The 21,777-nt window shown below is 66.8% G+C and carries 13 protein-coding genes, 6 pseudogenes and 1 riboswitch; of the genes and pseudogenes, 10 read left to right on the forward strand and 9 right to left on the reverse strand.

The window, feature by feature from the left end; translation table 11 throughout:
• The first annotated feature begins 485 nt into the window (after positions 1 to 485).
• A riboswitch (cobalamin riboswitch) is annotated at positions 486 to 709 on the forward strand.
• Between the two features lie 115 nt (positions 710 to 824).
• The 5 genes and pseudogenes from btuB to FHT08_RS03520 all read left to right on the forward strand — a co-directional run bounded on the left by btuB (position 825) and on the right by FHT08_RS03520 (position 4,113).
• Entirely contained in the window at positions 825 to 2,702 is a 1,878-nt protein-coding gene (gene btuB, locus FHT08_RS03505; RefSeq protein ID WP_166774319.1) for a TonB-dependent vitamin B12 receptor, read from the forward strand.
• A 44-nt stretch (positions 2,703 to 2,746) separates the two neighbouring features.
• A pseudogene (locus tag FHT08_RS19910) lies at positions 2,747 to 2,884 on the forward strand (bifunctional adenosylcobinamide kinase/adenosylcobinamide-phosphate guanylyltransferase); the annotation flags it as partial.
• 29 nt (positions 2,885 to 2,913) lie between these two features.
• Positions 2,914 to 3,024, forward strand: a pseudogene (locus FHT08_RS19915) (nicotinate-nucleotide--dimethylbenzimidazole phosphoribosyltransferase); the annotation flags it as partial.
• Positions 3,020 to 3,082, forward strand: a pseudogene (locus tag FHT08_RS19805) (histidine phosphatase family protein); the annotation flags it as partial. The pseudogenes FHT08_RS19915 and FHT08_RS19805, both read left to right, overlap by 5 nt.
• A gap of 125 nt (positions 3,083 to 3,207) precedes the next feature.
• Positions 3,208 to 4,113, forward strand: coding sequence for a GyrI-like domain-containing protein (locus FHT08_RS03520; protein ID WP_243848939.1), 906 nt, complete (start codon positions 3,208 to 3,210; stop codon positions 4,111 to 4,113).
• Here the strand turns inward: FHT08_RS03520 and FHT08_RS03525 are convergent.
• The 4 genes and pseudogenes from FHT08_RS03525 to ybaL form a co-directional block, all read right to left on the reverse strand.
• Positions 4,020 to 4,715, reverse strand: a pseudogene (locus FHT08_RS03525) (hypothetical protein); the annotation flags it as partial. The gene FHT08_RS03520 and the pseudogene FHT08_RS03525 sit on opposite strands and share 94 nt — an antisense overlap.
• Positions 4,637 to 4,984, reverse strand: a pseudogene (locus FHT08_RS20190) (hypothetical protein); the annotation flags it as partial. The pseudogenes FHT08_RS03525 and FHT08_RS20190, both read right to left, overlap by 79 nt.
• Positions 4,985 to 5,405: pseudogene (locus FHT08_RS03530) on the reverse strand (aldolase/citrate lyase family protein); the annotation flags it as partial.
• A 129-nt stretch (positions 5,406 to 5,534) separates the two neighbouring features.
• Complete coding sequence (gene ybaL, locus FHT08_RS03535) at positions 5,535 to 7,232, reverse strand: YbaL family putative K(+) efflux transporter (protein WP_166774321.1); 1,698 nt, start codon at positions 7,230 to 7,232, stop codon at positions 5,535 to 5,537.
• Positions 7,233 to 7,381: 149 nt separating this feature from the next.
• Here ybaL and FHT08_RS19925 point away from each other — a divergent pair, with 149 nt between their 5' ends.
• Positions 7,382 to 7,669, forward strand: a complete 288-nt coding sequence (locus FHT08_RS19925) for a hypothetical protein (protein WP_243848940.1) — start codon at positions 7,382 to 7,384, stop codon at positions 7,667 to 7,669.
• A gap of 57 nt (positions 7,670 to 7,726) precedes the next feature.
• Here FHT08_RS19925 and FHT08_RS03545 read toward each other — a convergent pair whose 3' ends face one another.
• The 4 genes from FHT08_RS03545 to FHT08_RS03560 all read right to left on the reverse strand — a co-directional run bounded on the left by FHT08_RS03545 (position 7,727) and on the right by FHT08_RS03560 (position 16,148).
• The gene (locus FHT08_RS03545) at positions 7,727 to 10,126 is read right to left on the reverse strand and encodes a TonB-dependent receptor (RefSeq protein WP_166774322.1); all 2,400 of its coding nucleotides are present in this window, start codon (positions 10,124 to 10,126) and stop codon (positions 7,727 to 7,729) included.
• A 310-nt stretch (positions 10,127 to 10,436) separates the two neighbouring features.
• Positions 10,437 to 12,824 carry a TonB-dependent receptor gene (locus FHT08_RS03550; protein ID WP_104536076.1) on the reverse strand — a complete coding sequence of 796 codons (2,388 nt, stop codon included), beginning with the start codon at positions 12,822 to 12,824 and terminating at the stop codon, positions 10,437 to 10,439.
• A gap of 275 nt (positions 12,825 to 13,099) precedes the next feature.
• Positions 13,100 to 13,525, reverse strand: coding sequence for a VOC family protein (locus FHT08_RS03555; protein WP_047127044.1), 426 nt, complete (start codon positions 13,523 to 13,525; stop codon positions 13,100 to 13,102).
• Between the two features lie 235 nt (positions 13,526 to 13,760).
• Positions 13,761 to 16,148 (reverse strand): TonB-dependent receptor, encoded by a 2,388-nt coding sequence (locus tag FHT08_RS03560; RefSeq protein WP_166774323.1) that lies wholly within the window; start codon positions 16,146 to 16,148, stop codon positions 13,761 to 13,763.
• Positions 16,149 to 16,325: 177 nt separating this feature from the next.
• Between FHT08_RS03560 and FHT08_RS03565 the strand changes: the two genes are divergently transcribed.
• Both FHT08_RS03565 and FHT08_RS03570 read left to right on the forward strand, forming a co-directional pair.
• Entirely contained in the window at positions 16,326 to 18,242 is a 1,917-nt protein-coding gene (locus FHT08_RS03565; RefSeq protein WP_166774324.1) for an ABC-F family ATP-binding cassette domain-containing protein, read from the forward strand.
• Between the two features lie 50 nt (positions 18,243 to 18,292).
• Positions 18,293 to 18,793: a YcxB family protein gene (locus FHT08_RS03570; protein WP_046343867.1), complete on the forward strand. Its 501-nt coding sequence runs from the start codon at positions 18,293 to 18,295 to the stop codon at positions 18,791 to 18,793.
• A gap of 18 nt (positions 18,794 to 18,811) precedes the next feature.
• On the opposite strand, the gene ampR is transcribed toward FHT08_RS03570, so the two are convergent.
• Positions 18,812 to 19,687 carry a LysR family transcriptional regulator AmpR gene (gene ampR / locus FHT08_RS03575; RefSeq protein WP_104605738.1) on the reverse strand — a complete coding sequence of 292 codons (876 nt, stop codon included), beginning with the start codon at positions 19,685 to 19,687 and terminating at the stop codon, positions 18,812 to 18,814.
• Between the two features lie 100 nt (positions 19,688 to 19,787).
• Between ampR and bla the strand changes: the two genes are divergently transcribed.
• Both bla and FHT08_RS03585 read left to right on the forward strand, forming a co-directional pair.
• Positions 19,788 to 20,681 (forward strand): class A beta-lactamase, encoded by an 894-nt coding sequence (gene bla / locus FHT08_RS03580; protein ID WP_166774325.1) that lies wholly within the window; start codon positions 19,788 to 19,790, stop codon positions 20,679 to 20,681.
• Between the two features lie 114 nt (positions 20,682 to 20,795).
• Positions 20,796 to 21,743, forward strand: coding sequence for an alpha/beta hydrolase (locus tag FHT08_RS03585; protein WP_166774326.1), 948 nt, complete (start codon positions 20,796 to 20,798; stop codon positions 21,741 to 21,743).
• Positions 21,744 to 21,777: the final 34 nt, after the last annotated feature.

Here is a 21,777-nt window from a genome sequence, read left to right on the forward strand (position 1 = left end):
GCTCGGCAGACATCCTGTCTGACTCGCCGTCGCGGCACATCCGTGTGCCGCTCTCCGCCGATCCCCGGCCACGCTGCCGTCTCGGCACGTCACTTCCATGACCCGGAAATCTTGAACACGCCAATGAAGTTCGGCTCGAAGTCCCTCTCCCTTCGGGGCGAGGAGGCAAAGCTGGCGCGCCATGGGCGCGCGTGCCTTGGAGCGCCCGCGCCGCAAGCGCGGGCCGGGGCGCGGAGCGGGGGTTGGGGCGAGGGTACGGGGGCGAAGCCCATTCGTATGTGCGAGATGAAGCTCGGTGGCGGACATGCAGGCAACCCAGCATGCTGCTTCCATCCATGGCATGAGGCTTCGCTCCGTACCCTCATCCGCCCCTTCGGGGCACCTTCTCCCGGTGGGAGAAGGGAGTAGGGATTCACCATCCAGGCGTGTGGCGCTGCGCTTGGCCGGTTGCCGGAGACCGCCGAGGCGCCGCCGGACAATCCTGCTACCATGCGCGCCCCTGAGGTGACTGCCGGAGTTGCGGTGGTTTAAACGGGAATCCGGTGCGCGGATCGCCTTGGCGAGCTGCAATGCCGGAGCTGCCCCCGCAACGGTGGGCGAGGTCAGATGCCGCAACACGCCACTGTGCAGTCGCATGGGAAGGCGCGGCATCGGAGGCGCAGGCTTCCACTCGCGAGCCCGGAGACCGGCCTGAGGGATTGAACCGGCACGCGGTGGGCGTGGCCTTGATCGTCTGGCGCTGCGGCGTTGGACGCCTGGCCCGTTGCTGCCTGCCGCCCCCATTGCCCCCGCGCGGGTAGGCGCGGTTCCAGGAGCAGCAGTCGATGTCCCTTTCTTCCGTTTTGCCGCGTCGTGCGGTGCTGGCCGTGGGGCTGTCGCTGTGCGTGGCCACCCTGGCCCATGCCGAGGCCGCCATCGATCTCGACCAGGTCGTGGTCACTGCCTCGCGTACTGCGCAGACCCAGGACCAGACGCTGGCGCCGGTCACCGTGATCGGCCGCGCGCAGATCGAGCGTCGCCAGGTGAATTCGCTGCAGGACCTGCTGCGTGGCGAAGCCGGGGTGGCGCTGGCCAACAACGGCGGCCCGGGCAAGCCGACCTCGCTGTTCCTGCGCGGCACCGAGTCCGACCAGGTAGTGGTGCTGATCGATGGCGTGCGCATCGGCTCGGCCACCGCGGGCGGGGCGGCATTGCAGGACCTGCCGATCGAGCAGATCGAGCGCATCGAAATCGTGCGTGGCCCGTTCTCCAGCCTGTACGGTTCCGAGGCGCTGGGCGGGGTGATCCAGATCTTTACCCGGCGCCCGCAAGGCCGCTTCGTGCCCACCTTCAGCGCGGCGGCCGGCAGCGACAACGCGCGCCGCTATAGCGCGGGCCTGGCCGGGCGCAGTGGAGGCGATCTGAGCGAAAGCGGTGGCTGGTATTCGGCCAACGCGGTGCATGACCAAACCGATGGCATCAACGCGTATCTGGACACCAGCTCCAGCGACTACGACCCGGATCGCGATGGCTACCGCAACGATTCGCTGAGCGTGCAGGGCGGCTGGCGCTTCAATCGCCAGTGGGACGCCGACGTGCATGCCTTGCGCGCGCAAAGCCGCAACGAATACGACGGCTCGGCCTTCGGCGGCAACCTGTCCAAGGGCGTGCAGCAGGCGGTCGGTGGCCGTGTGCGTTACGCGCCTACCGATGCGCTCAAGCTCACCGCCAGCGTCGGCAGCAGTTCCGATTTGAGCGATGCGTATTACGACGGTGCGTATCTGTCCACCTACGACACCCGCCGCAAGCAGGGCGCGTTGCAGGCCGATATCGCTGCCGGCGCGGGCCTGCTCACGGTCGGCTTCGACTGGCAGCGCGACGCCATCGCCAGCAGCGACAATTACGATGCCGACAGCCGCATCGACCGCGCCGCATTCGCGCAATGGCAGCAGAGCTTCGGTGCGCAGTCCTTGCAGGCCAGCCTGCGTCGCAACGACAACAGCCAGTTCGGCGGCAAGACCACCGGCAGCCTGCTGTGGGGCCGGGATTTTGCCGAGCATCTGCGCCTGAGCGCCAGCTACGGCACCGCGTTCAAGGCGCCGACCTTCAACGAGTTGTATTACCCCGATTTCGGCAATCCGTTGCTGGGGCCGGAAACCTCCAGGAGCGCCGAGCTTGGCCTGCGCGGCAGCTACGGCTGGGGCACCTGGACGCTGAGCGCGTTCCAGACCCGCATCGACGCTCTGATCGCCTACGACGCGTCGTTGGTGGATGCGGCGCATCCGTTCGGGCAGCCGAACAATATCGATCAGGCGCGCATCCGCGGCGTGGAAGCCGGCTACGCCACCGAGCTGGCCGGCTGGACCGTGCGCAGCGCCTTGACCTGGCTGCAGCCGCAGGCCGATGGCGAGGTCAATCATGGCAACTGGCTGCCGCGGCGTGCGCGGCAGAGCGGGCGCATCGATGCGGACCGCAGTGTCGGCGCATTCGGCGTCGGCGCAAGCCTGTTCGGGTCCGGCAAGCGCTTCGACGATCTGGCCAACACCGAGCGCCTGGGCGGTTACGGGTTGCTGGATCTGCGCGTGAGCTATGCAGTGATTGCGGATTGGCAGGTATCGCTCACCGCCAACAACGTGTTCGATCGCCAGTACGAAACCGCGCGCTGGTATGCGCAGCCGGGGCGCAACTATCTGCTGACACTGCGTTATCAGGCCGCGCAGTAAGCGCGGCTGTTGCGCCGGCCATGCGCACTGCGGTGCGAGCGCGCAACGAGGTGGGACAGGGCGTCGTGCCATTGGGCGAACTCACGCGTCGATTTGTCGGCGAGGCCGGCCGGCTGCACCAGGCATTGGCGCTACAGTGCGAGCGTGTGGTGCTGGCGGTGGCAGGTTTGCCGATGGTTCTGACGGGAGGGGCGGTGCGACCAGCGATTGGATCCATGGTGCCTGCGCGCTGCCGGACGCGCGCGTGCGCGCGGCTGCGCTGGCGCGTCAGGAACAACTGACCAAGCCGCCCGGCGCGCTGGGCCGGCTGGAACAGCTGGCAGCAACTGCGCGCGGCCATCGCCGACGGCGCATGGGACGCGGTGGTGGCCTCGACGCTGTAGCGCCGCGCCTTGGTCGCCGCCAGGTTGTATGCAGCCGCGCGCGCCACAGACACTGCGCAAGATCGGGACCGCAGGCCTAGCCGATCTGCGCGATGCTGGGGCTGTCCATCAGGAATCGCCCGATGCCAGCAGCCTCGTCAGTCTTCAATCGCCAGCGCAGCGTCGAGCGCGTCGTCGCCCATCTGCAGGCCAGCATCCGCGCCGGCGAACCGCTGCCGGACCTGGCCGCATTGGCGGCCGTGGCGCAGCAGTCGCCGCATCATTTCCATCGGGTCTATCGCGCGTTGGCCGGCGAAACCCTGGGGCAGACCATCGCGCGGCTGCGTCTGAGTTATGCGCTGCATCTGCTGGGCGAGCCGACGAGCACGGTGACCGAGGTGGCGCTGGCGGTGGGCTATCAGACCCCGCAGGCGCTGGCACGCGCGTTCCGCAGCCTGTTGCAGGCCAGCCCGAGCAGCTTGCGCAACGCGCCCGCTGTGCGCGCACAGAAACTGCAGCAGCTGGCCATGCCCTCGCTGCCGGCGCAGATATCCGGCGCACCCTTGCAGGTGCTGGTGCAAATGCTCGATCCGCTGGAAGTGGTGGTGCTGCGCCAGCGCGGCGCCTTCGACGATCTGGATCGTGGCTTCGGCCGCATTGCGGCCTGGGCCGAGCGCGCCGGTGCGATCGAACACTTGCAGGCCTTGATCGGCCTGCCGCTCAGCGACCACCGCGATGTGCCGGCACATCGGCATCTATTCGAATGCGGCATGGTCTTCGACGCCGCACTGTCGCCGCCGGCGCCGCTGCAACTGCGCCAGCTCGACGGCGGCGCGCACGCAGTGCTGCGTCATGTGGGCTCCTATGCAGGTATCGAAGACGCGCTCGACCGCGTGCTCGCGCAATGGCTGCCCGACAGCGGCTACGTCCTGCGCGATGCGCCGCTGCATTACCTCTACCTGGACGACCCCGAAGCGGTGGCAGAGGCAGAGCTGCGTGCCGACATTCGCGTGCCGGTCCGGCCCGCGACGGACGCCGATGCCGCCTGAGCTGCCACTGGCAGGAACACCATCTGCGGCGGCGGATGCATCAGGAACTGCTGGTGCGAGATATTCCACGCATACGCGCCGGCCAGCGGGAAGGCCAGGCAGTCGCCTGGCGCCAGCGCTGCGACAGGTTGGTTGCGCGCCAGCACGTCCTTGGGTGTGCACAGCTGCCCGACCAGGGTGACCGGGGTGTCGCGCAGCACCGGCGCGTGCCTGCCACGCAACACACGGAACGGATGATCGTGGCCTTGCGCGGCCGGGGTGCGGAAGTGATGGGTGCCGCCGCGGGCGATCGCAAACCACACGCCGTGGCTGCGCTTGAGGTCCAGCACGTCCATCAGATACCAGCCGCAGCTGGCGCTGACAGAGCGCCCCGGTTCCAGCCGCAGGCGCAGCGCCTGGCCGTGTGCGCCCAGCAGGGCAGGCAAGCCGGCGCAGAAGCCGGCCCAGTCGAACGACCTTCCGGCGCCAGATAATCCACACCGAAGCCGCCGCCTGCATTCACCCGCAACGGGCCGAGCGCGTAGGCCTGCCGCCACTGCTGCACGATGCGCAAGTAGGCGGCGATCAGATGCAGCTGCGCGCCGGCATCGCGCTGGTGCGACATCAGATGGAAATGGAAACCTTCCAACCGCAGCGACGGGCTGGCCCGCAGCCGCTGGATCGCCGCATCCAGATCGTCCGGGTCCAGGCCGACCGGCGAGGGCTGCCCACCCATCATCAGGCGCGTGCTCTGCGCACCGGGCACGGCGATGTTCATGCGCAGGAACACCGGCACGCAGCGGCCGGCCTGCGCCGCGATCGCCGACGGCGGCAGGGTCAGGGAAGCCGCAGCGATGGCGATGGTCAGGACGTGGAAACGGAACGTCGGCATCTACAGCGTGCTCCTGCAGGCGGGTGGTGGAGTGGGTGCGGCGAAGGTGGCCAGGTGGCTGCGCAGTGCGCGTTGAATCAGCGCGTGGTCTTCGCCGGCAAGCAGCCAGCGCAGATCCGGCTGTCGCTGCCAGTGCGCGCGTTGCGCATCGGTGCGCGGATCGGGGCAGAACGGCACGTTGGCCGCAATGCAGTGCGCATGCAGTTGCAGCAGCAGCTCCCACACCTGTGGATGGGTCGGTTGCGGGCCCGGGCCCAGATCCAGCGCAAGATCCAGTGCGCCTTCCATCATCGGCCCCACGCCGGGCAGCGCAAGCAGCTCGGGCACTGCCGCAATGCCGGCCGCGCTTTCGATCATCGGCACGATGCGGATAGCGCGATTGGTCCGCGATATAGGTGGGCAGCGGGCGGTTTTCGGTGCCCTGGTCGCAGTCTGATCGATGTCTGACTGCGAGCCGTTCCGCACTGAACCACCTGCGGGCAGCAAAAAGCCCGCAGGCGTTGCCTGCGGGTTTTCGTTTTGTGCAGCGCTGCGTCATCCCGCCTCGCAGTTACGACGCCGGTACGCGCAAGGCCCGATACGGCGGGGTGGACATCACCATCTCGGCCAGCGAGTAAGCCAGCTCGCGTTCGGCCAGCACGGCGCCGTCGGCGCCGTGTTCGAGCAGGTGCTTGACCTCGGTATCGCTGTGCGCGCGCGCCAGCAGCGTCAGCGACGGGTTGATGGCGCGCAGCTTGGCCAACGCCTCGCCGGCTTCCAGCGGCTGCGGGATCGCCAGAATCGCGATCTTGGCATGCTCCGGGCGGGCTTCGGCCAGCACGCGGTCGGCCGCCGCACTGCCGCGGATACCGGGAATGCCGGCCGCATGCGCCTTGGCCACGTGATCGCCGTTGTCGTCGATCACCAGCACCGGTACGCCGCGGCTACGCAGCAACTGCGCCAGCGCGCTGCCGACGCGGCCATAGCCGATCACGATGGCATGGCCGTCCAGCGGCAGCGGCGGGCCGGGCGGCAGCTCCGGCTCCACCTTGGCCGGGGCGTCCTGCGCCTGCCTGGCCTGCCAGCGGTCCAGCCACGAGAACAGGAACGGGTTGGCGATGATCGACAGCAGCGCACCGGCCAGGATCAGGTCGCGCCCGGTTTCCGGCAGGATTGCCAGCTGCACGCCCAGCCCGGCCAGGATGAAGGAGAACTCGCCGATCTGCGCCAGACTGGTGGAAATGGTCAGCGCCGTACCGGTGGGGTGGCCGAACGCACGCACGATCACGAAGGCGGCCAGCGACTTGCCCAGGGTCACGGTCAGGAACGTGGCCAGCACCTGCCACGGATGCTCCACCAGGATCATCGGGTCGAACAGCATGCCCACCGAGACGAAGAACAACACCGCGAATGCATCGCGCAACGGCAGTGAATCGCTGGCGGCCTTGTGGCTGAGCTCCGATTCCTTCAGCAACATGCCGGCGAAGAACGCGCCCAGCGCGAACGACACCCCGAACAGCGTGGCCGACAGGAACGCCACGCCCAGCGCGATGCCGAGCACGGCCAGGGTGAACAGCTCACGCGAGCCGGTGGCGGCGACCTTTTCCAGCGACCACGGGATCACCCGCCGCCCGACCACCAGCATCACCGCCACGAACGCCACCATCTTGAACAGCGTCAGGCCGAGCGCAGCCAGCAGCGAGGTGGACTCGCCCGCGTGCGCCACGGCCGGCGCGGCGGTGCCAAGCACCTCGGCCAGGGCCGGCAACATCACCAGCGCGATCACCATCACCAGGTCTTCGACGATCAGCCAGCCCACCGCGATGCGGCCGCGCTGGGTTTCCAGCAGGCGGCGCTCTTCCAGTGCGCGCAGCAGCACCACGGTACTGGCCACCGACAACGCCAGGCCGAACACCAGCCCATGCATCAACGGCCAGCCCATGCTCCAGGCCAGCGCCCAGCCGAGCAGGGTGGCGGCCACGATCTGCGCCAACGCGCCCGGAATGGCGATCCATTTCACTTCCATCAGATCGTCGAGCGAGAAGTGCAGGCCCACGCCGAACATCAGCAGCATCACGCCCAGCTCGGACAGCTGGTTGGCCATGGTCTGGTCGGCCACGAAGCCGGGCGTGAACGGCCCGACGCAGACGCCGGCCAGCAGATAGCCGACCAGCGGCGAGAGTTTCACTTTCTGTGCGAGCGTGCCCAGCACGAAAGCGACCGCGAGGCCGACGGCGATGATGTCGATGAGGCTGGTGTCGTGATGCATTCCAATCCGTTGTGAGAGTGTCCGAGAGAGCGTCGCGGGCGCGACCAGCCGACGGCACTGCGCCGGGCGTCGCCTGCGGGCATTGCGTGGTCATGGCTGGAGTCCGGCGCGGGGGAAACCAGGACCGCGGTACTGGTCCGGTTGGCCGGGTGTCCATACTACACAGCGCTCGATTAACGCGATGCGACACGCAGCGCACGACGGTTGAAGAACTGCAGGCGACCAGCATTGTGTACGACCAGTTGGCAGCGTCTTTCCACGGCGTGAGCGCGCAACCTCGCTGCGATGGCGACGACGATCTGATCGCGCGCTTCATCCAGGCCGGGGGCACGGTGTTGCAGCATGTCGAGATCGAGAGCGTGGCGGTTCCCCGGGCGGCATGCTGCATCCGATGCACGCGAACCGAGATGCCCACAACGAAAAACACCGCCGAGTGATCGGCGGTGTTGGCGTGTACGCGGGAGCGGCTCAGCACGTCCGCTCGGAACCGCTGATCAGAACCGGTAGGTGACCCGCCCGTACCAGTAGCGGCCGTTGAAGCCGAACGGCGACAGCGACGAATACTGCAGGCCGCCGGCGCGATCATCGTAGGCGGTGGTCAGCTGCGCCTTGGTCGGATACTGATTGGTGAGGTTGTCCGCGCCCACGGTGACGGTGAACGCGTTCCAGGTTTGGCTCGCAGCCAGGTTCAACAGCCAGCGCGCGTCGTAGGTTTGGTCCTGGCTGCCATCGGCCGGGTCGCTGATGCGCTTGATCGATCCATAGCGGGTGGCATTGAAGTTGAGCGCAAAGCCGCCCAGCGTCCAGTCCGCCGCCGCCATGTACTTGGTGCGCGGGGTGGCGTCGGTGAGCAGGCCCTGGCTGGCGCGCCCGAAGTTGGGGTTGGACAGTTCCAGGATCGTGGTCTTGTTGTAGTTGGCGCTGGCACTGAGATTGAGCTTGCCGTAGCTGCCCAGGTCGGCGAGATAGCTGTTGATCCAGTCCACGCCACGGGTGCGGCTGGTGGCGCCGTTGACGAAGAACTGCACCGCGGCCACCTGGCCGATCGGCTGCGCCAGCTGCAACTGGTCCGAATACAGGATCTGGTCCCAGATGCGGATCTGGTAGACGTCCAGGCTGGAGGTGAAACTGGCGGTCGGTTGCCACACGCCGCCCAGGCCGTAGTTGGTGGATTTCTCCGGGCTCAGCGGGCCGGCGCCCAGCGCCACCGCGACCGGGTCGGAGGTGCGGTAGGTACCGACCTGCACCAGCTCGCCGTTCTGGATCAGCGTCACCACCGAGGCGTAGTTCTGCTGGGCCAGCGACGGTGTGCGGAAGCCGTTGGAGATGGTGCCGCGCAGCGAGAAGGTGTCGCTGAAGGCGTAGCGCGCCGACAGCTTGCCCGAACGCGTGGAGCCGGCATCGCTGTAGTTTTCGTAGCGCCCGGCGATGCCGCCGGACAGCTTGTCGGTGATGTCCGCTTCCAGGTTGGCGTAGACCGCATTGCTGTGGCGTCCGAACTTGCCGGCCACCGTCGGCTCCAGGCCGGAGAACACCTGTGCGCCGCCCGGATACGGCGCGCCGTCGTCGGGATTGATGGTATTGGGATCGAAGAAGTACGACTCCGGCGAGCCGGCGGTGATCTGGTAGCGGTCCTGGCGATGCTCGGCACCGAAGGCCACGTTGACCGGATACGCCAGGCCCCAGTCGAAGGACTTGTTGACGTCCAGGTTGATCGTGCCCTGTTCGGTTTCGAAGCCGCCGGAATTGAAGTTGGTCGGCGAGCTGCCGGTGGTGTAGTACAGATTGGTGTTGATGCTGTTGAGGATGTTGAAGGTCATGTCGTTCTTGCCGTAGGTGGCCGACACGTCCCAGTTCCATTCGCTCTCGGTGCTGCCCTTCAAGCCCAGCACGGCCGAGCGGTCGTTGGTGGGGTTGTAGATCTGCGGCAGGAAGCCGTTCGGGTAGATCGCCTGCACATTGCGCGCGGTGTTGTCGGCCGCGCGGTAATAGCCGTTGGAGGTGACCTCGCGACGGCTCATGCTGAGGTGGCCGTACAGCTCCAGGTTCGGCGAGAACGCGTAGCCGAATGCGGCCAGCCCCTGATAGAACGTGGAGGCCGGGTCGCCGTGGCGCTGGTAGGGCACACCGCCCGGATTGGGCGTGCCCGGCACGGTGGTGGCGCGGTTGGTGTTCTCGCCGCGGTTGGTGCTCATGGTGTTCTGGTAATTCCACGACAACCGCACCCAGCCCGGTGCGGCATCGCCGCCGCTGCCGCCGAACGGCAGGCCGACCGAGCCGTCGATGCCGTTCTGCTCGCCGTCGCCCTTGTCCATGATGCCGCCATTGATCGACACGCTGTTGCTGCCGGTATCGGCGCCATGCTTGAGCACGATATTGACCACGCCGGCGATCGCATCGGAGCCGTACTGGGCCGAGGCGCCGTCACGCAGCACTTCGATGCGCGCGATCGCCGACATCGGCAGCGAGTTCAGGTCGGCCGGTGCCGAGCCGCGGCCGACATACGGGTTGTAGTTGATCAGGGAGGAGGTGTGATAGCGCTTGCCGTCGACCAGCACCAGCACCGCATCCGGCGACAGGCCGCGCAGCGTGGCCGGGCGTGCGGCATCGTTGCCGTCGGAGATCGCCGGGCGCGGGAAGTTCAGCGACGGCAGCAGCTTGCCCAGCGCGGTGGCGATGTCGGTGGCGCCGGTGGCCTGCAGCGACTGCTCGGTGATGATGTCGATCGGCGATTCGGATTCGGCCACCGTGCGGTCGCTGACGCGCGTGCCGGTGACGATCAGGGTGTCCAGGGTTTTCTGCGGCTGGGCAGGCTGCGATTGCGCACTGGCAGCGAACGTACAGACGGTGAGTGCGACCGAGATCGCAAGCGAGAGTGCGTTGGAGGTGTGCATGGGAATGGAGACTCAAAGGGGATGTGGACGCAGCGATGCGCTGCGCGTGTTGCCGGGGGAAGATGACTGCGGACTGCGTGATCCGGGTTGCCTGCGCGCAGCGTGTATGCGCTGGCGAGGCGGCGTGCACAGCAAGACATCAGACTGCGACGCAGCGTCTGCTGCGTGGCGCATCCTTGCGAAAGAGGGGGGAACTCGCCCTTTGGCCACAATCGGAAAGGGCGAGCGATGCTGCGGGGTGTTGCCTGGTCTCAGCGACGTGGGACGAGACGATCGACATGCCGGCCGCTGCCGACCGGCACGCGGCGATTTACCACTTGTAGCTCACGTTGGCATATACCAGCGCGCCGTTGAAACCGAACGGCGAGGCGCTGCTGTAGGGCAGGTAGGTGCGCGTGCCCAGGCCGGCTTCCTGGCGGTCGGGATATTCGTTGAGCACGTTGTCGCCGCCGATGGTGAAGTTCCAGTCGTTCAACTTGTAGGACGCGGCCAGATCCAATGTCCATTTCGCCGCATAGGTCTGGTCGCTGCCGGCGTTGGTGCCGAAGGTGCTGAACTCGCCCCAGCGCGTGGCGGTGCCGGTGAACGACCAGTTGCCCGGCGACCAGGTGCCGCCCAGGAAGAACTTGTCGCGCGGCGTGCCTTCGGTGATGCGACCGAGTTCGGCGCGGCCGATGCGCACCGCACCCGGATCGATCGCTTCCAGCGCTGCCGGGTTGTCGGCGATCCGTTCCACTTCGGTCTTGTTGTAGTTGTAGCCGGAAGTCAGCTCTGCGCTGCCGCCGTCCAGGTTCCAGCGATAGGTGCCGACCGCATCCACGCCCTGGGTCTTGGTGTCCACCGCGTTGGTAAAGTAGCGCCCGCCACCGATACCCGGGAAGCCATTGGCCTGCAGATAATTGCGCGCCGCGATGGACGTGAGGTTTTCCGACAGCACGATGCGGTCGTCGATCTCGATGCGATACGCATCGACGGTGATGTACAGGTTCTCGACCGGTTGCAGCACCACGCCCAGACCATAGTTCTTGGACTCCTCGGCCTTCAACGGTTCGGCGCCGAGTGCGATGGCGGCCGGATTGTCGGTACGGAAGGTGCCGATCTCGAACGGGATCGCGGTGACCGTGCCGTTGGGCTGCGCCACGTTGAGGAACTGCGTGGCGATCGACTGGAAGTTCTGCTGCTGCAACGACGGCGCACGGAAACCGGTCGAGGCGGTGGCACGCAGCGCGATCTTGTCGGTGAACGCATAGCGCAGCGACAGCTTGCCGGTGGCGGTATCGCCGAAGTCGCTGTACTTCTCGTAGCGTCCGGCCAGCCCGGCGGAGAACTTGTCGGTCAGATCGGCTTCCAGATCCACATAGGCCGAGTGGCTATTGCGGTTGTAGTAACCGGCGTCGGAGAGCTTGAAGCCCGGAAACACCTGCGCGCCGGGGATCAACGCGCCGTTGGCCGACGGAATACCGCCATTGGCCGAGGACGCCGCATCGCCGGGCGACTGGTTGAACTTCTCGCCGCGCCATTCCGCACCGAAGGCCAGCGTGACCGGATACGCCAGGCCCCAGTCGAGCGTCTTGGTGAAGTCGGCATTGAGCACATTCTGGGTCACTTCCAGCGTGCCGGCATGGAAGTCGGTGGGGCTGGTCAGGCCCAGGCTGTTGTTCAAGCTGTTGCGTACATCGAAGGTGAGGTTGTTCTGGCCGTAGTTGTAGCTCAGATCGATGTTCAAGCCGCCTTCGGTGGAGGTCTTCAAGCCGCCCACCCACGACACGTCCTTGCTGACGTTGTAGATCTGCGGCAGGAAGCCGTCCGGATAGATTTCCGGGCGGTTGCGGTTGTCGCCGGCAAAGCGGAAGTAGCCGTTGGAGAGCACTTCGCGGCGGCTAACCATGCCGAACGAGTAGAAGGTCAGGTAATCGGTGGGGCTGTATTCGCCGTTGAACGAGATCGCGCCCTGGTCGATGTCCGGATCGCCGTAGCGCTGCTCCACGCGGCCGCCGAACGGCAATGCGCGGTTGGTCTGGTCCGAGTGACCGGCCTGCGCGGCCAGATGCACCTTGCCGGTGCCGGCAAAGCTGAAACCGGCATCGCCGGACAGCTGATACTGCTCGCCGTCGCCGGCGCTGTACTTGCCGTAGCGGCCATTGACGCTACCGCCTTCGCCGCTGCCCTTGAGCACGATGTTGATCACGCCGGCAATCGCATCCGAGCCGTACTGCGCCGATGCACCGTCGCGCAGCACTTCGATGCGCTCCACTGCGGCGATCGGAATGGTGTTGAGATCGGCCGGCGACGAACCACGCCCCTGGGTGTCGTTGAGATTGATCAACGCGGTGGTGTGATAGCGCTTGCCGTTGACCAGCACCAGTACCTGGTCGGGCGACAGGCCGCGCAGCTGCGCCGGGCGCACCGCGTCCGAGCCGTCGGAGATGGCCGGGCGGGGGAAATTCAACGAGGGGATCGCGCGTGACAGCGCGGTAGCCAGCTCGGTGGTGCCGGTCGATTCCAGTGCCTGCGGCGAGATGATGTCGATCGGCGATGCCGATTCGGCCACGGTGCGATCGGCCACGCGCGTGCCGGTCACGATCAAGGTGTCGAGGGTTTTCTGGGTGGGAGCCTGTGACTGCGCGGATGCGTCTGACGCGGAAAACGACAGTGCAAGAACGACGGCAACTGCGAGTGGACTGGTCTTGCAATTCATGCGGTGACAACTCCGAGTGGGGAACGGATGCATCGCAGGGGGGCCCCCTCCCGGGCCGCGTCCGTTGCGGCAGCTGCGGTGCGTTCGGAACCATTAACCACGTCTAACCACATGTCAAATTTTGGTTACGTTGTGCAAGTAACTGTCATGCATGACGTGTTACTGCCATCGTTGTCATCGTGCACCAAAGTGATGCGTCGTTTGCACCAGACCTGCGGGATCAGTCGCTTGCCTGCACCATCATGGACATCGCTGCCAGATATGAAACTTCTGCATCAGAACGTGATCTGCACCGCATCGGCACTGCGTTGCGCAGGACCATGGAACACCGCCTCGATGTTGTTGCCATCGGGGTCGAGCACAAACGCAGCGTAATAGCTCGGGTGATACGGGCGCACGCCCGGCGCGCCGTTGTCGCGGCCGCCATGGGCGAGGGCGGCCTGATGGAACGCATGCACCATGGCCACGTCATGCGCCTGGAAGGCCAGATGGTGGCGGCCGGTGAGTTCGCCTTGCGCCATCGTGTCGCGATCGGACACGAACAGCTCGTCGGCCCAGAAGAATCCCTGACCTTCGCCACCGATGGGAACGCCCAGGGCATCGAGCACCGCCTGGTAGAAACGTCGGCTCGCCGCCAGGTCGCGGACGACCAGATGCAGGTGATCGATCAGGCGGCCGCGTGAGAGCTGCGCTGCGTCCATGGTGGGTGCTCCGGCAGGGTGGAAGCGGTGTTGATACCACCGCGGCTGCCGGCAGCTCTTCACGGCGCGCCGATGCCTGCGGTTAGATGGCTGCATCAAGACGCTGCACGTACAACGGGCAAAAACGCACACGCCCCGGGCAGGCCGGGGCGTGTGGTCAAGCGTCAGGATGCGATGGTGCCGCGTGCGTCAGCAACAAGCGCCGAGCAACACCGCAGCAAGATGGATTGCCGTGTTACCAGCGATAGTTGATGCGGCCGTACACGTAGGCACCGTTGAAGCCGAACGGCGACAGATTGCTGTACGGGAACTGCCCGCTGGTAGAGTTGGCGAAGTTGTTCTCGTCCGGGTACTCGTCCAGCAGGTTGTCCGCACCCAGGGTCAGCGTCCAGCGATCGATCTTGTAGCTGGCCGAGGCATCCACCACCCACTTGGCGCCGAAGGTCTGGTCGTTGATCGCCGCAGCCGGACGCGTGCTGTACTTGCCATAGCGCGTGGCACCCAATGCCAGCGTCCAGTGCTCCAGGTTCCAGCTGCCGTTGACCAGGAACTTGTCGCGCGGGAAACCTTCTTCGATGCGGCCGCGTTCGGTGCGATCGATGCGCTCCAGGCTCAGCCCGTTGGCCGACAACGCGGCCGGGTTGGCGGCGACGCTGCGCACCTCGGTTTCCGAGTAGTTGTACCCGGCGGTCAGGTCCACGCTGCTGGCGGCGAGCTGCCAGCGGTAGCTGCCGACCACGTCCACGCCGCGCGTGCGCGTGTCCACCGCATTGGTGAAGTAGCGCCCACCGTTGATGCCGAAGATGCCCTGTGCTTCGAGCAGGTTACGCACGCCGGTGCCGGTGAGGTTGGACGACAGCACGATGCGGTCGTCCACATCGATCTGGTACGCATCCACGGTGAGGTAGAGCGCATCGGTCGGCTGCAGCACCAGGCCCAGGCTGTACGACAGCGAAGTCTCGGCATCAAGCGGCTCTGCACCCAGCGCGCGCGCCACGTTGCTGTCGGCCGGGAAGGTGCGGATCTCGAACGGGTTCGGATTGCCGGCCAGGAAGGTGGTGCTGGTGGACTGGAAATACTGCTGCGCCAGCGACGGCGCGCGGAAGCCCGACGCCACCGTGCCGCGCAGCGCAATCTTGTCGGTGAACGCATAGCGCCCGGACAACTTGCCCGATGCCTGGCTGCCGAAGTCGTTGAAGTCTTCGTAGCGCCCGGCCAGACCGGCGGAGAACTTGTCGGTGAAATCGGCTTCCAGGTCGGCATACAACGCGTAGCTGTCACGCGAGTACCGCCCCGAGACGCTGGGCGCGAATCCGCCAAAGCCCTGCGCGCCACCGGCCAGCGTGCCGGCCTGGAAATACGAGCCCACTTCGCCCGGCGACTGGTTCCACTTCTCGTTGCGGTACTCGGCACCGAAGGCCACCGTCACCGGATACGCCAGGCCCCAGTCGAAGCCGCGCTTGACGTCCAGGTTGACGATGTTCTGCGTGGTCTCCAGCGCGCCATCGTAGAAGGAGGTCGGCGAGCTCGGCCCCAGGCTGACGTTGAGCGTGTTGCGGGTGTGGAAATCGATCCGGTTGTAGCCGTAGTTGTAGCTCGCATCCCAGTCCCAGCCACTGGCAGTGGAGCCGCGCACGCCGGCCACCAGCGAGCGGTCCTTGGCGTAGGTCTGGATTTCCGGCAGGAAGCCCTGCGGATATACCGACAGGATGTTCTGGGTGGTGCTGCCCGGTGCGCGGAAGAACGCGAACGAGGTGATGTCGCGGTTGCTGGCGGTGGCGAAGGCGTAGCCGGTGATGCTGTCGCTGAAGGCGAACTCGGTATTGGCCGACACCGCCTGCGCGTTGACGTCCGGGTCGCCGATCTTGAACGCCTTCTGGCCGACGGCCGGCTGCGAGGCGCTGGGTGCGCCGGCATAGCCGCGCGCGCGGTCGGTCGGGTCCTGCTGATTGAGCTGGGCGGCTACATGCAGCCAGCCGCGCTCGTTGCCGTAGGCCACGCCGGTGTCGCCGGACAACTCGTAGTTGCTGCCGTCGCCGGCCGAATACTGGCCGAAGCCGGCCTGCAGGCTGCCGCCCTTCTCCGCGCCCTTGAGCACGATGTTGACCACGCCGGCGATGGCATCGGAGCCGTATTGCGCCGAGGCGCCGTCGCGCAGCACTTCCACGCGCGCGATCGCCGCCACCGGAATGGTGTTCAGGTCCACCGCTGCGGCGCCACGGCCGATGGTGCCGTTGAGGTTGAGCAGCGAGGAGGTGTGGCGGCGCTTGCCGTTGACCAGCACCAGCACCTGGTCCGGCGACAAGCCGCGCAGCTGCGCAGGGCGGATCGCGCTGGTGCCGTCGCTCAGGGCCGGGCGCGGGAAGTTCAGCGACGGCAGCGCGCGGGCCAGCGCGGTGGCCAGCTCCGAGGTGCCGGTGGCCTGCAGCGACTCGGCGCTGATGATGTCGATCGGCGACTGCGACTCGGCCACGGTACGGTCGGACACCCGGGTGCCGGTGACGATGACGGTATCGAGCGTATTGGCGGGCGCGCTGGCCGGGGTGGCGGTCTGGGCGAAGGCGGGGGAGGCGAGCAGCGCCGCAACGACGGCGGCTGCGAGCGTGGACAGCGGGTAATTCATGACAACTCCGAACGGGGGTCCAGGCAGGACCAGCAAGGCTGGGCGGGATCTGGTCGCGGTAACGCGAAGGGAACGACGGCCAGCCCGAAGGCGCTAATTATTCGTTAACGCTAGAATGGCGTCGCAGGAGTGCTGCTCATCTGCTCATTCCTTTTCGTTCTATCGGACTGTCCATCAATGATTTCCCTGCGCAACTTCTCCATGCGACGCGGCGAGCGTCTGCTGTTGTCCAACGTCGACCTGACCATGCATGCCGGCTACCGCGTCGGTGTTGTAGGCCGCAATGGCACCGGCAAGTCGAGCCTGTTCGCCGCGGTCAAGGGCGAACTGGAAGCGGACAAGGGCGATGTCGACCTGCCCGGCAAGGTGCGCACCGCCAGCGTCTCGCAGGAAACCCCGTCGCTGCCCGATCCGGCGCTGTCGTTCGTGCTCGGCGGCGACATCGAGGTCTCCGCGATCCTGCAGGAAGAGGCCGCGGCCACCGCGCGCGAAGACTGGGAAGCGGTCGCCAACGCGCACCAGAAGATGGCCGAGCTCGGCGCCTACGACGCCGAGGCGCGTGCCGGCAAGTTGCTGCACGGCCTGGGCTTCCCGGCCGACACCCATCACCGCGCGGTCTCCTCGTTCTCCGGCGGCTGGCGTGTGCGCCTGAATCTGGCGCGCGCGCTGATGATGCCCAGCGACCTGCTGCTGCTGGACGAACCGACCAACCACCTGGACATGGACGCGGTGCTGTGGCTTGAGCAATGGCTGCTCAAGTACCCGGGCACCTTGCTGCTGATTTCGCATGACCGCGAGTTCCTCGACAACGTGGCCACGCATACGCTGCATCTGCACGGCGGCACCGCCAAGCTGTACGTCGGCGGCTATACCGATTTCGAGCGCCAGCGCATCGAGCACCTGCGTCAGCAGCAGATCGCCCACGACAAGGAACAGGCCGAGCGCGCGCATCTGCAGAGCTTCATCGACCGCTTCAAGGCGCAGGCCAGCAAGGCCACCCAGGCGCAGAGCCGCATGAAGCGCCTGGCCAAGATGGCCGGCACCGAGGCGGTGCGCGCCGAGCGCGAGTTCCGCATCCAGTTCGCCCAGCCCAATCGGTTGCCGTTTTCGTTGATCCGGCTGAATCACGCCGCTTGCGGGTATGCGGCTGCGCCGCGGGATTCGGGAATGGGGAATGGGGAATCGCAAAAGCTGGGGTCCAGCGATGCGATTACCGTGTTGCACGATGTTGGATTCGGATTGGAGGCGGGTGACCGGATCGGGTTGCTGGGGCCCAATGGTGCGGGCAAGTCCACGTTGGTCAAGACCCTGGTCGGTGAGTTGGCGCCGCTGTCGGGCGAGCGCAGTGCGCATCCGGATCTGCGGATCGGTTACTTCGCCCAGCACACGGTGGAGTCGCTGCACGAGGGCCAGTCGCCGATGGATCACTTTCGCGAGCTGTCGCCGGATGGCTCCAACCAGGCGTTCCGCGATTTCCTGGGTAAATGGAATTTTGCCGGCGACCGCGCATTCGAAGTGGTGGATGGGTTCTCCGGCGGCGAGCGCGCGCGTCTGGCGCTAGCGCTGATCGCCTGGCAGCAGCCGAACGTGCTGCTGCTGGACGAACCGACCAACCATCTGGACCTGGAGATGCGCGAGGCCCTGGCCGAAGCGCTGAGCGACTTCGAAGGCGCCATCGTGATGGTCTCGCATGACCGCCATCTGATCGGCCTGGTCTGCGACAGTTTCTGGCGCGTGGCCGATGGCGTGGTCGAGCCGTTCGACGGCGATCTGGACGAATACGCCGCCTGGCTGCGCAGCCGCCCGGCCGCCCAGGGCACCAAGCAGAAGATGGCCGAAGTGGCGCCGACCCCGCCGCCACCGACCAAGCCACTGCCGCCGAAGAAAGCCGTCAACCCGCACAAGCTGGCCAGTGCGGAAAAGCGCGTCGGCGAACTGGAAGCGGCGCTGGCGGCACTGGACCGTGAACTGGCCAACCCCGGCAACTATGCCGACAGCGACAAGATGGCCGTGCTGGGCCGCGACCGTGAGGCCACGGCGCAGCAGTTGGCCGCCGCCGAGGCGGCGTGGATGGAGTTGATCGAAGGCGCGTAACGCGCAGGCGTTAAGATGCGCGTGGGGCCGGGCACAGGGAGGTAGGCAACATGATCAGCGCCACCATCAGTCTGGAAGATCATCTGGCTGCGCAGCGCCTGCATGCCAGACAGACGGCCAAGCTGTTGATCGTGATCCTGGTGGTCCTGCTGTTGATCGGGGCGGGGTTGCTGCAACTGATCGGGGCCGGCGAAATCATCGGCCCGATGCTGATCGGTGCCGGAGGCGGCGGCTTGATCGGCCTGGTGGTGTTGCACGTCTGGGGCTTGCCGCGGAAGATCAAACGCCTGCACGCGCAGCAGGCCGCGCTGCGGCATACCTACACCTTTGCGTGGGACGAGACCGGGCTGGAGATCACCTGGGCAGACGGGCGACTGCGCCGGCCCTGGTCCGATTACATCCGCTACCGCGAGAACGAGCGGGTGCTGCTGCTGTATCACAACGACCGCTTGTTCGAGCTGTTCGCCCCGCACTGGTTCGCCGACAGGGCGCACTACGAGGCGTTTCGCCGCGTGGCAGTGCAGGGGATCGCGGCATCCGCGCGCCGCTGAGCGCAGCGTCGGGCTCGCTCAACCGGAGCGCTGTTGCTCCGTTGTCAGCCAGTCGCGCAATCGCGCATCGGCATCGCCTTCCGGGCGCGAGCGCAGCCGGGTGAGCCAATAGCGTCCGGCGTCGATCTGGATCGGGAACGGGCAGACCAGGCGCCCGGCATCCAGATCCTGGCGAAACATCGGCAACGGCAACAACGCCACGCCGGCACCGGCGGCCGCCGCGCTGGCCAGCGTCAACGACGAATCGAACATCGCCCCGCGTGCGGCGACTTCGGCCACGCCCGCCGCGCGAAACCACTGCGGCCATTCGTCCAGACGGTACGAGCGCAATAACGGCAGCTGGGCCAGATCGGCCGGTGTGCGCAGGCCCCGCGCCATGCTGGGCGCGCACACCGGCGCAAACGGCGCCTCCATCAGCGCATGCGCGATCTGGCCCTGCCAGTCGCCGTCGCCGAAACGGATCGCCAGATCCAGGCCTTCGCCGGCCAGATCGACGCGGTTGTTGTGGGTCGACAGGCGCAATTCGATATCCGGATGCGCGGCATGAAACGCCGGCAGTCGCGGCAGCAGCCAGCCGGTGGCGAAGGTGCCGACCACGCCGACGCTGAGCACCTCGCGATAACGCCCATCGGCAAAGCGCTCCAGGGTCGCCGCGATGCGGTCGAAGGCCTCGCCGAGCACCGGCGCCAGTGCCGCGCCTTCGTCGGTGAGCGCCACGCCGCGCGGCAGGCGGTGGAACAGGCTGGTTTTCAGTTGCTGCTCCAGCGCCTTGATCTGGTGGCTGAGCGCGGCCTGGCTGACACACAGCTCGCTGGCCGCGCGGGTCAGGTTCTGGTGGCGCGCGGCGGCCTCGAAGGCGCGCAAGGCGTTGAGCGGGAGGCGGGGGCGGGGCATGCGCAGAGATTAGTTCAATTCATGCCAGGGATCGAAACATCGCAATAGTCCGGTGGCCAGCAGGCGCCGATACTGCGGGCTCTCCCCGGGAAGCTGCTCCATGTTGAACCGTCGACAATTCTTGTACGCAACCGGCGCGGGCGTGCTGCTTGCGGCCTCCAGACCTGCATGGGCACTCACGCCGGCGATGACGGTGGACGATGTGCTGCGAGCACAGTGGGCGGAGATCGAACGCCGCACTGGCGGCCGCCTGGGCATCAGCCTGCTCGACAGCGCCACCGGCAAGCGCCTCGGCCAGCGCGAAGACGAGCGCTTTCCGATGTGCAGCACCTTCAAATTTGTATTGGCTGCGGCAGTATTGCAGCAGGTAGACCAGGGCGAGCTGACGCTGGCGCAACGGGTCAAGATCCGCGCCTCCGACATGGTCGAGCATGCCCCGGTCACCGAGCGCCATGTCGGCGGGTCGCTGAGCGTGGCCGAGCTCTGCCGGGCCACGATGATCTACAGCGACAATCCGGCCGCCAACCTGCTGTTTCCGCTGGTCGGCGAGCCGGCCGGCCTGACCGCGTTCCTGCGCGGCATCGGCGATGCGCACACGCGCAGCGACCGCCACGAGCCGGAGATGAACCGGTTCGCCCCGGACGACCCGCGCGACACCACCACGCCGGCGGCGATGGCCGCCACATTGCGCACCCTGCTGCTCGGCAACGCGCTGCAGCCGGCCTCGCGCAAGCAGCTGACCGACTGGATGATCGACAACCGCACCGGCGATAGCTGCCTGCGCGCCGGCCTGTCGCGCGGCTGGAAGATCGGCGACAAGACCGGCAACAACGGCACCGACACCCGCAACGACATCGCCATCGTGTGGCCGCCGGCAGGCAAGGCGCCGTTGCTGCTCACCGCGTACTTGAATGGCGCCAGTGTCGACAGCGACGCGCGCGACGCGGCATTGAAGGCAGTGGCGGCCGCGGTGCGCGACAGCATCGTGGGTTGAGTGCAACGACCCGCTGCCTCCCGCGTTATGTCGCGTGCGAGTCCACAAGGTGCTTGCTGTTTTCCTTCAGCTTTTCGAGGTCTGACAGTGCGAATCAGGATAGGTCATTGGTCTGTGGCCGTTGCGCTGCTGCTGGTTCATGGGCTCGCAACGGCTGCTGCCTGGCAACCAGCGCCTGGCCAGGTAGAGATACCGCTCTGGCCGCGCGCGGTGCCGGATGCGGTGCGCCACCCGAAGCCCGAATCGGTGGGCAGCGGCGAGGGGCGCTTCCCATGGACCAAGGTCAGCGATGTCAGCCGCCCGACGATGACGGTTTACACGCCCAGACAGCACATCACCGGTGCGGCGGTGCTGGTGTTCCCCGGCGGGGGCTATCAAATGCTGGCCATGGATCTGGAAGGCACGGAAATCTGCGACTGGCTGACCGCGCACGGTATCACCTGCGTGCTGTTGAAATACCGCGTACCGAATTCGGGGCCGACCTGGACCAACGGCCGCCGCTATTACCCAAGAGTGCAAACGGGCCTGCAGGACGCGCAGCGCGCGCTAGGGTTGGTGCGCGCGCAGGCAGGCCAGTGGGGCGTTGATCCGCACAAGATCGGTGTGCTCGGTTTTTCTGCTGGCGGTCATCTAGTGGCGGCGGTCAGTACGCATTTTGCAACGCGCACGTATCCGCCGGTGGACGCGTCCGATGCGCAGAGTTGCCGGCCGGACTTCGCCATTGCGGTCTATCCGGGCCATCTGTGGGCGCACGAGGACGAAGACAGCGCCACACGCGATCCTGCCCATCTGTCGCTGCGGCCGGACATCGCCGTCACTGCACGGACGCCGCCGACCTTTTTGCTGCAGGCCGAAGACGATGCGGTGGATGGCGTGAGTCAGTCGCTGGCCTACTACGTGGCACTCAAGCAAGCCGGCGTACCCGTGGAAATGCATCTCTATGCCGAAGGCGGGCATGCGTTCGGTCTGCGCGCGGACGCATTGCCGATCGCGCAATGGCCGCATCTGGTGGAAACCTGGTTGGGGACCATCGGCATGCTGGATGCGGCCGACGCGCACTGAGCGCGACCGTGCGCAAGCATGCTGATCCCGCAGC

It is taken from the genome of Xanthomonas sp. CFBP 8151, assembly GCF_011761885.1.
GTDB classification, from domain to species: domain Bacteria; phylum Pseudomonadota; class Gammaproteobacteria; order Xanthomonadales; family Xanthomonadaceae; genus Xanthomonas; species Xanthomonas arboricola_B.

What these genes read in the sequence shown, in the direction of transcription:
- btuB (WP_166774319.1), top strand. Translation starts at nt 825, where the DNA reads ATGTCCCTTTCTTCCGTTTTGCCGCGTCGTGCGGTGCTGGCCGTGGGG.
- FHT08_RS03520 (WP_243848939.1), top strand. Translation starts at nt 3,208, where the DNA reads ATGCCAGCAGCCTCGTCAGTCTTCAATCGCCAGCGCAGCGTCGAGCGC.
- ybaL (WP_166774321.1), bottom strand. Translation starts at nt 7,232, where the DNA reads ATGCATCACGACACCAGCCTCATCGACATCATCGCCGTCGGCCTCGCG.
- FHT08_RS03545 (WP_166774322.1), bottom strand. Translation starts at nt 10,126, where the DNA reads ATGCACACCTCCAACGCACTCTCGCTTGCGATCTCGGTCGCACTCACC.
- FHT08_RS03550 (WP_104536076.1), bottom strand. Translation starts at nt 12,824, where the DNA reads ATGAATTGCAAGACCAGTCCACTCGCAGTTGCCGTCGTTCTTGCACTG.
- FHT08_RS03555 (WP_047127044.1), bottom strand. Translation starts at nt 13,525, where the DNA reads ATGGACGCAGCGCAGCTCTCACGCGGCCGCCTGATCGATCACCTGCAT.
- FHT08_RS03560 (WP_166774323.1), bottom strand. Translation starts at nt 16,148, where the DNA reads ATGAATTACCCGCTGTCCACGCTCGCAGCCGCCGTCGTTGCGGCGCTG.
- FHT08_RS03565 (WP_166774324.1), top strand. Translation starts at nt 16,326, where the DNA reads ATGATTTCCCTGCGCAACTTCTCCATGCGACGCGGCGAGCGTCTGCTG.
- FHT08_RS03570 (WP_046343867.1), top strand. Translation starts at nt 18,293, where the DNA reads ATGATCAGCGCCACCATCAGTCTGGAAGATCATCTGGCTGCGCAGCGC.
- ampR (WP_104605738.1), bottom strand. Translation starts at nt 19,687, where the DNA reads ATGCCCCGCCCCCGCCTCCCGCTCAACGCCTTGCGCGCCTTCGAGGCC.
- bla (WP_166774325.1), top strand. Translation starts at nt 19,788, where the DNA reads ATGTTGAACCGTCGACAATTCTTGTACGCAACCGGCGCGGGCGTGCTG.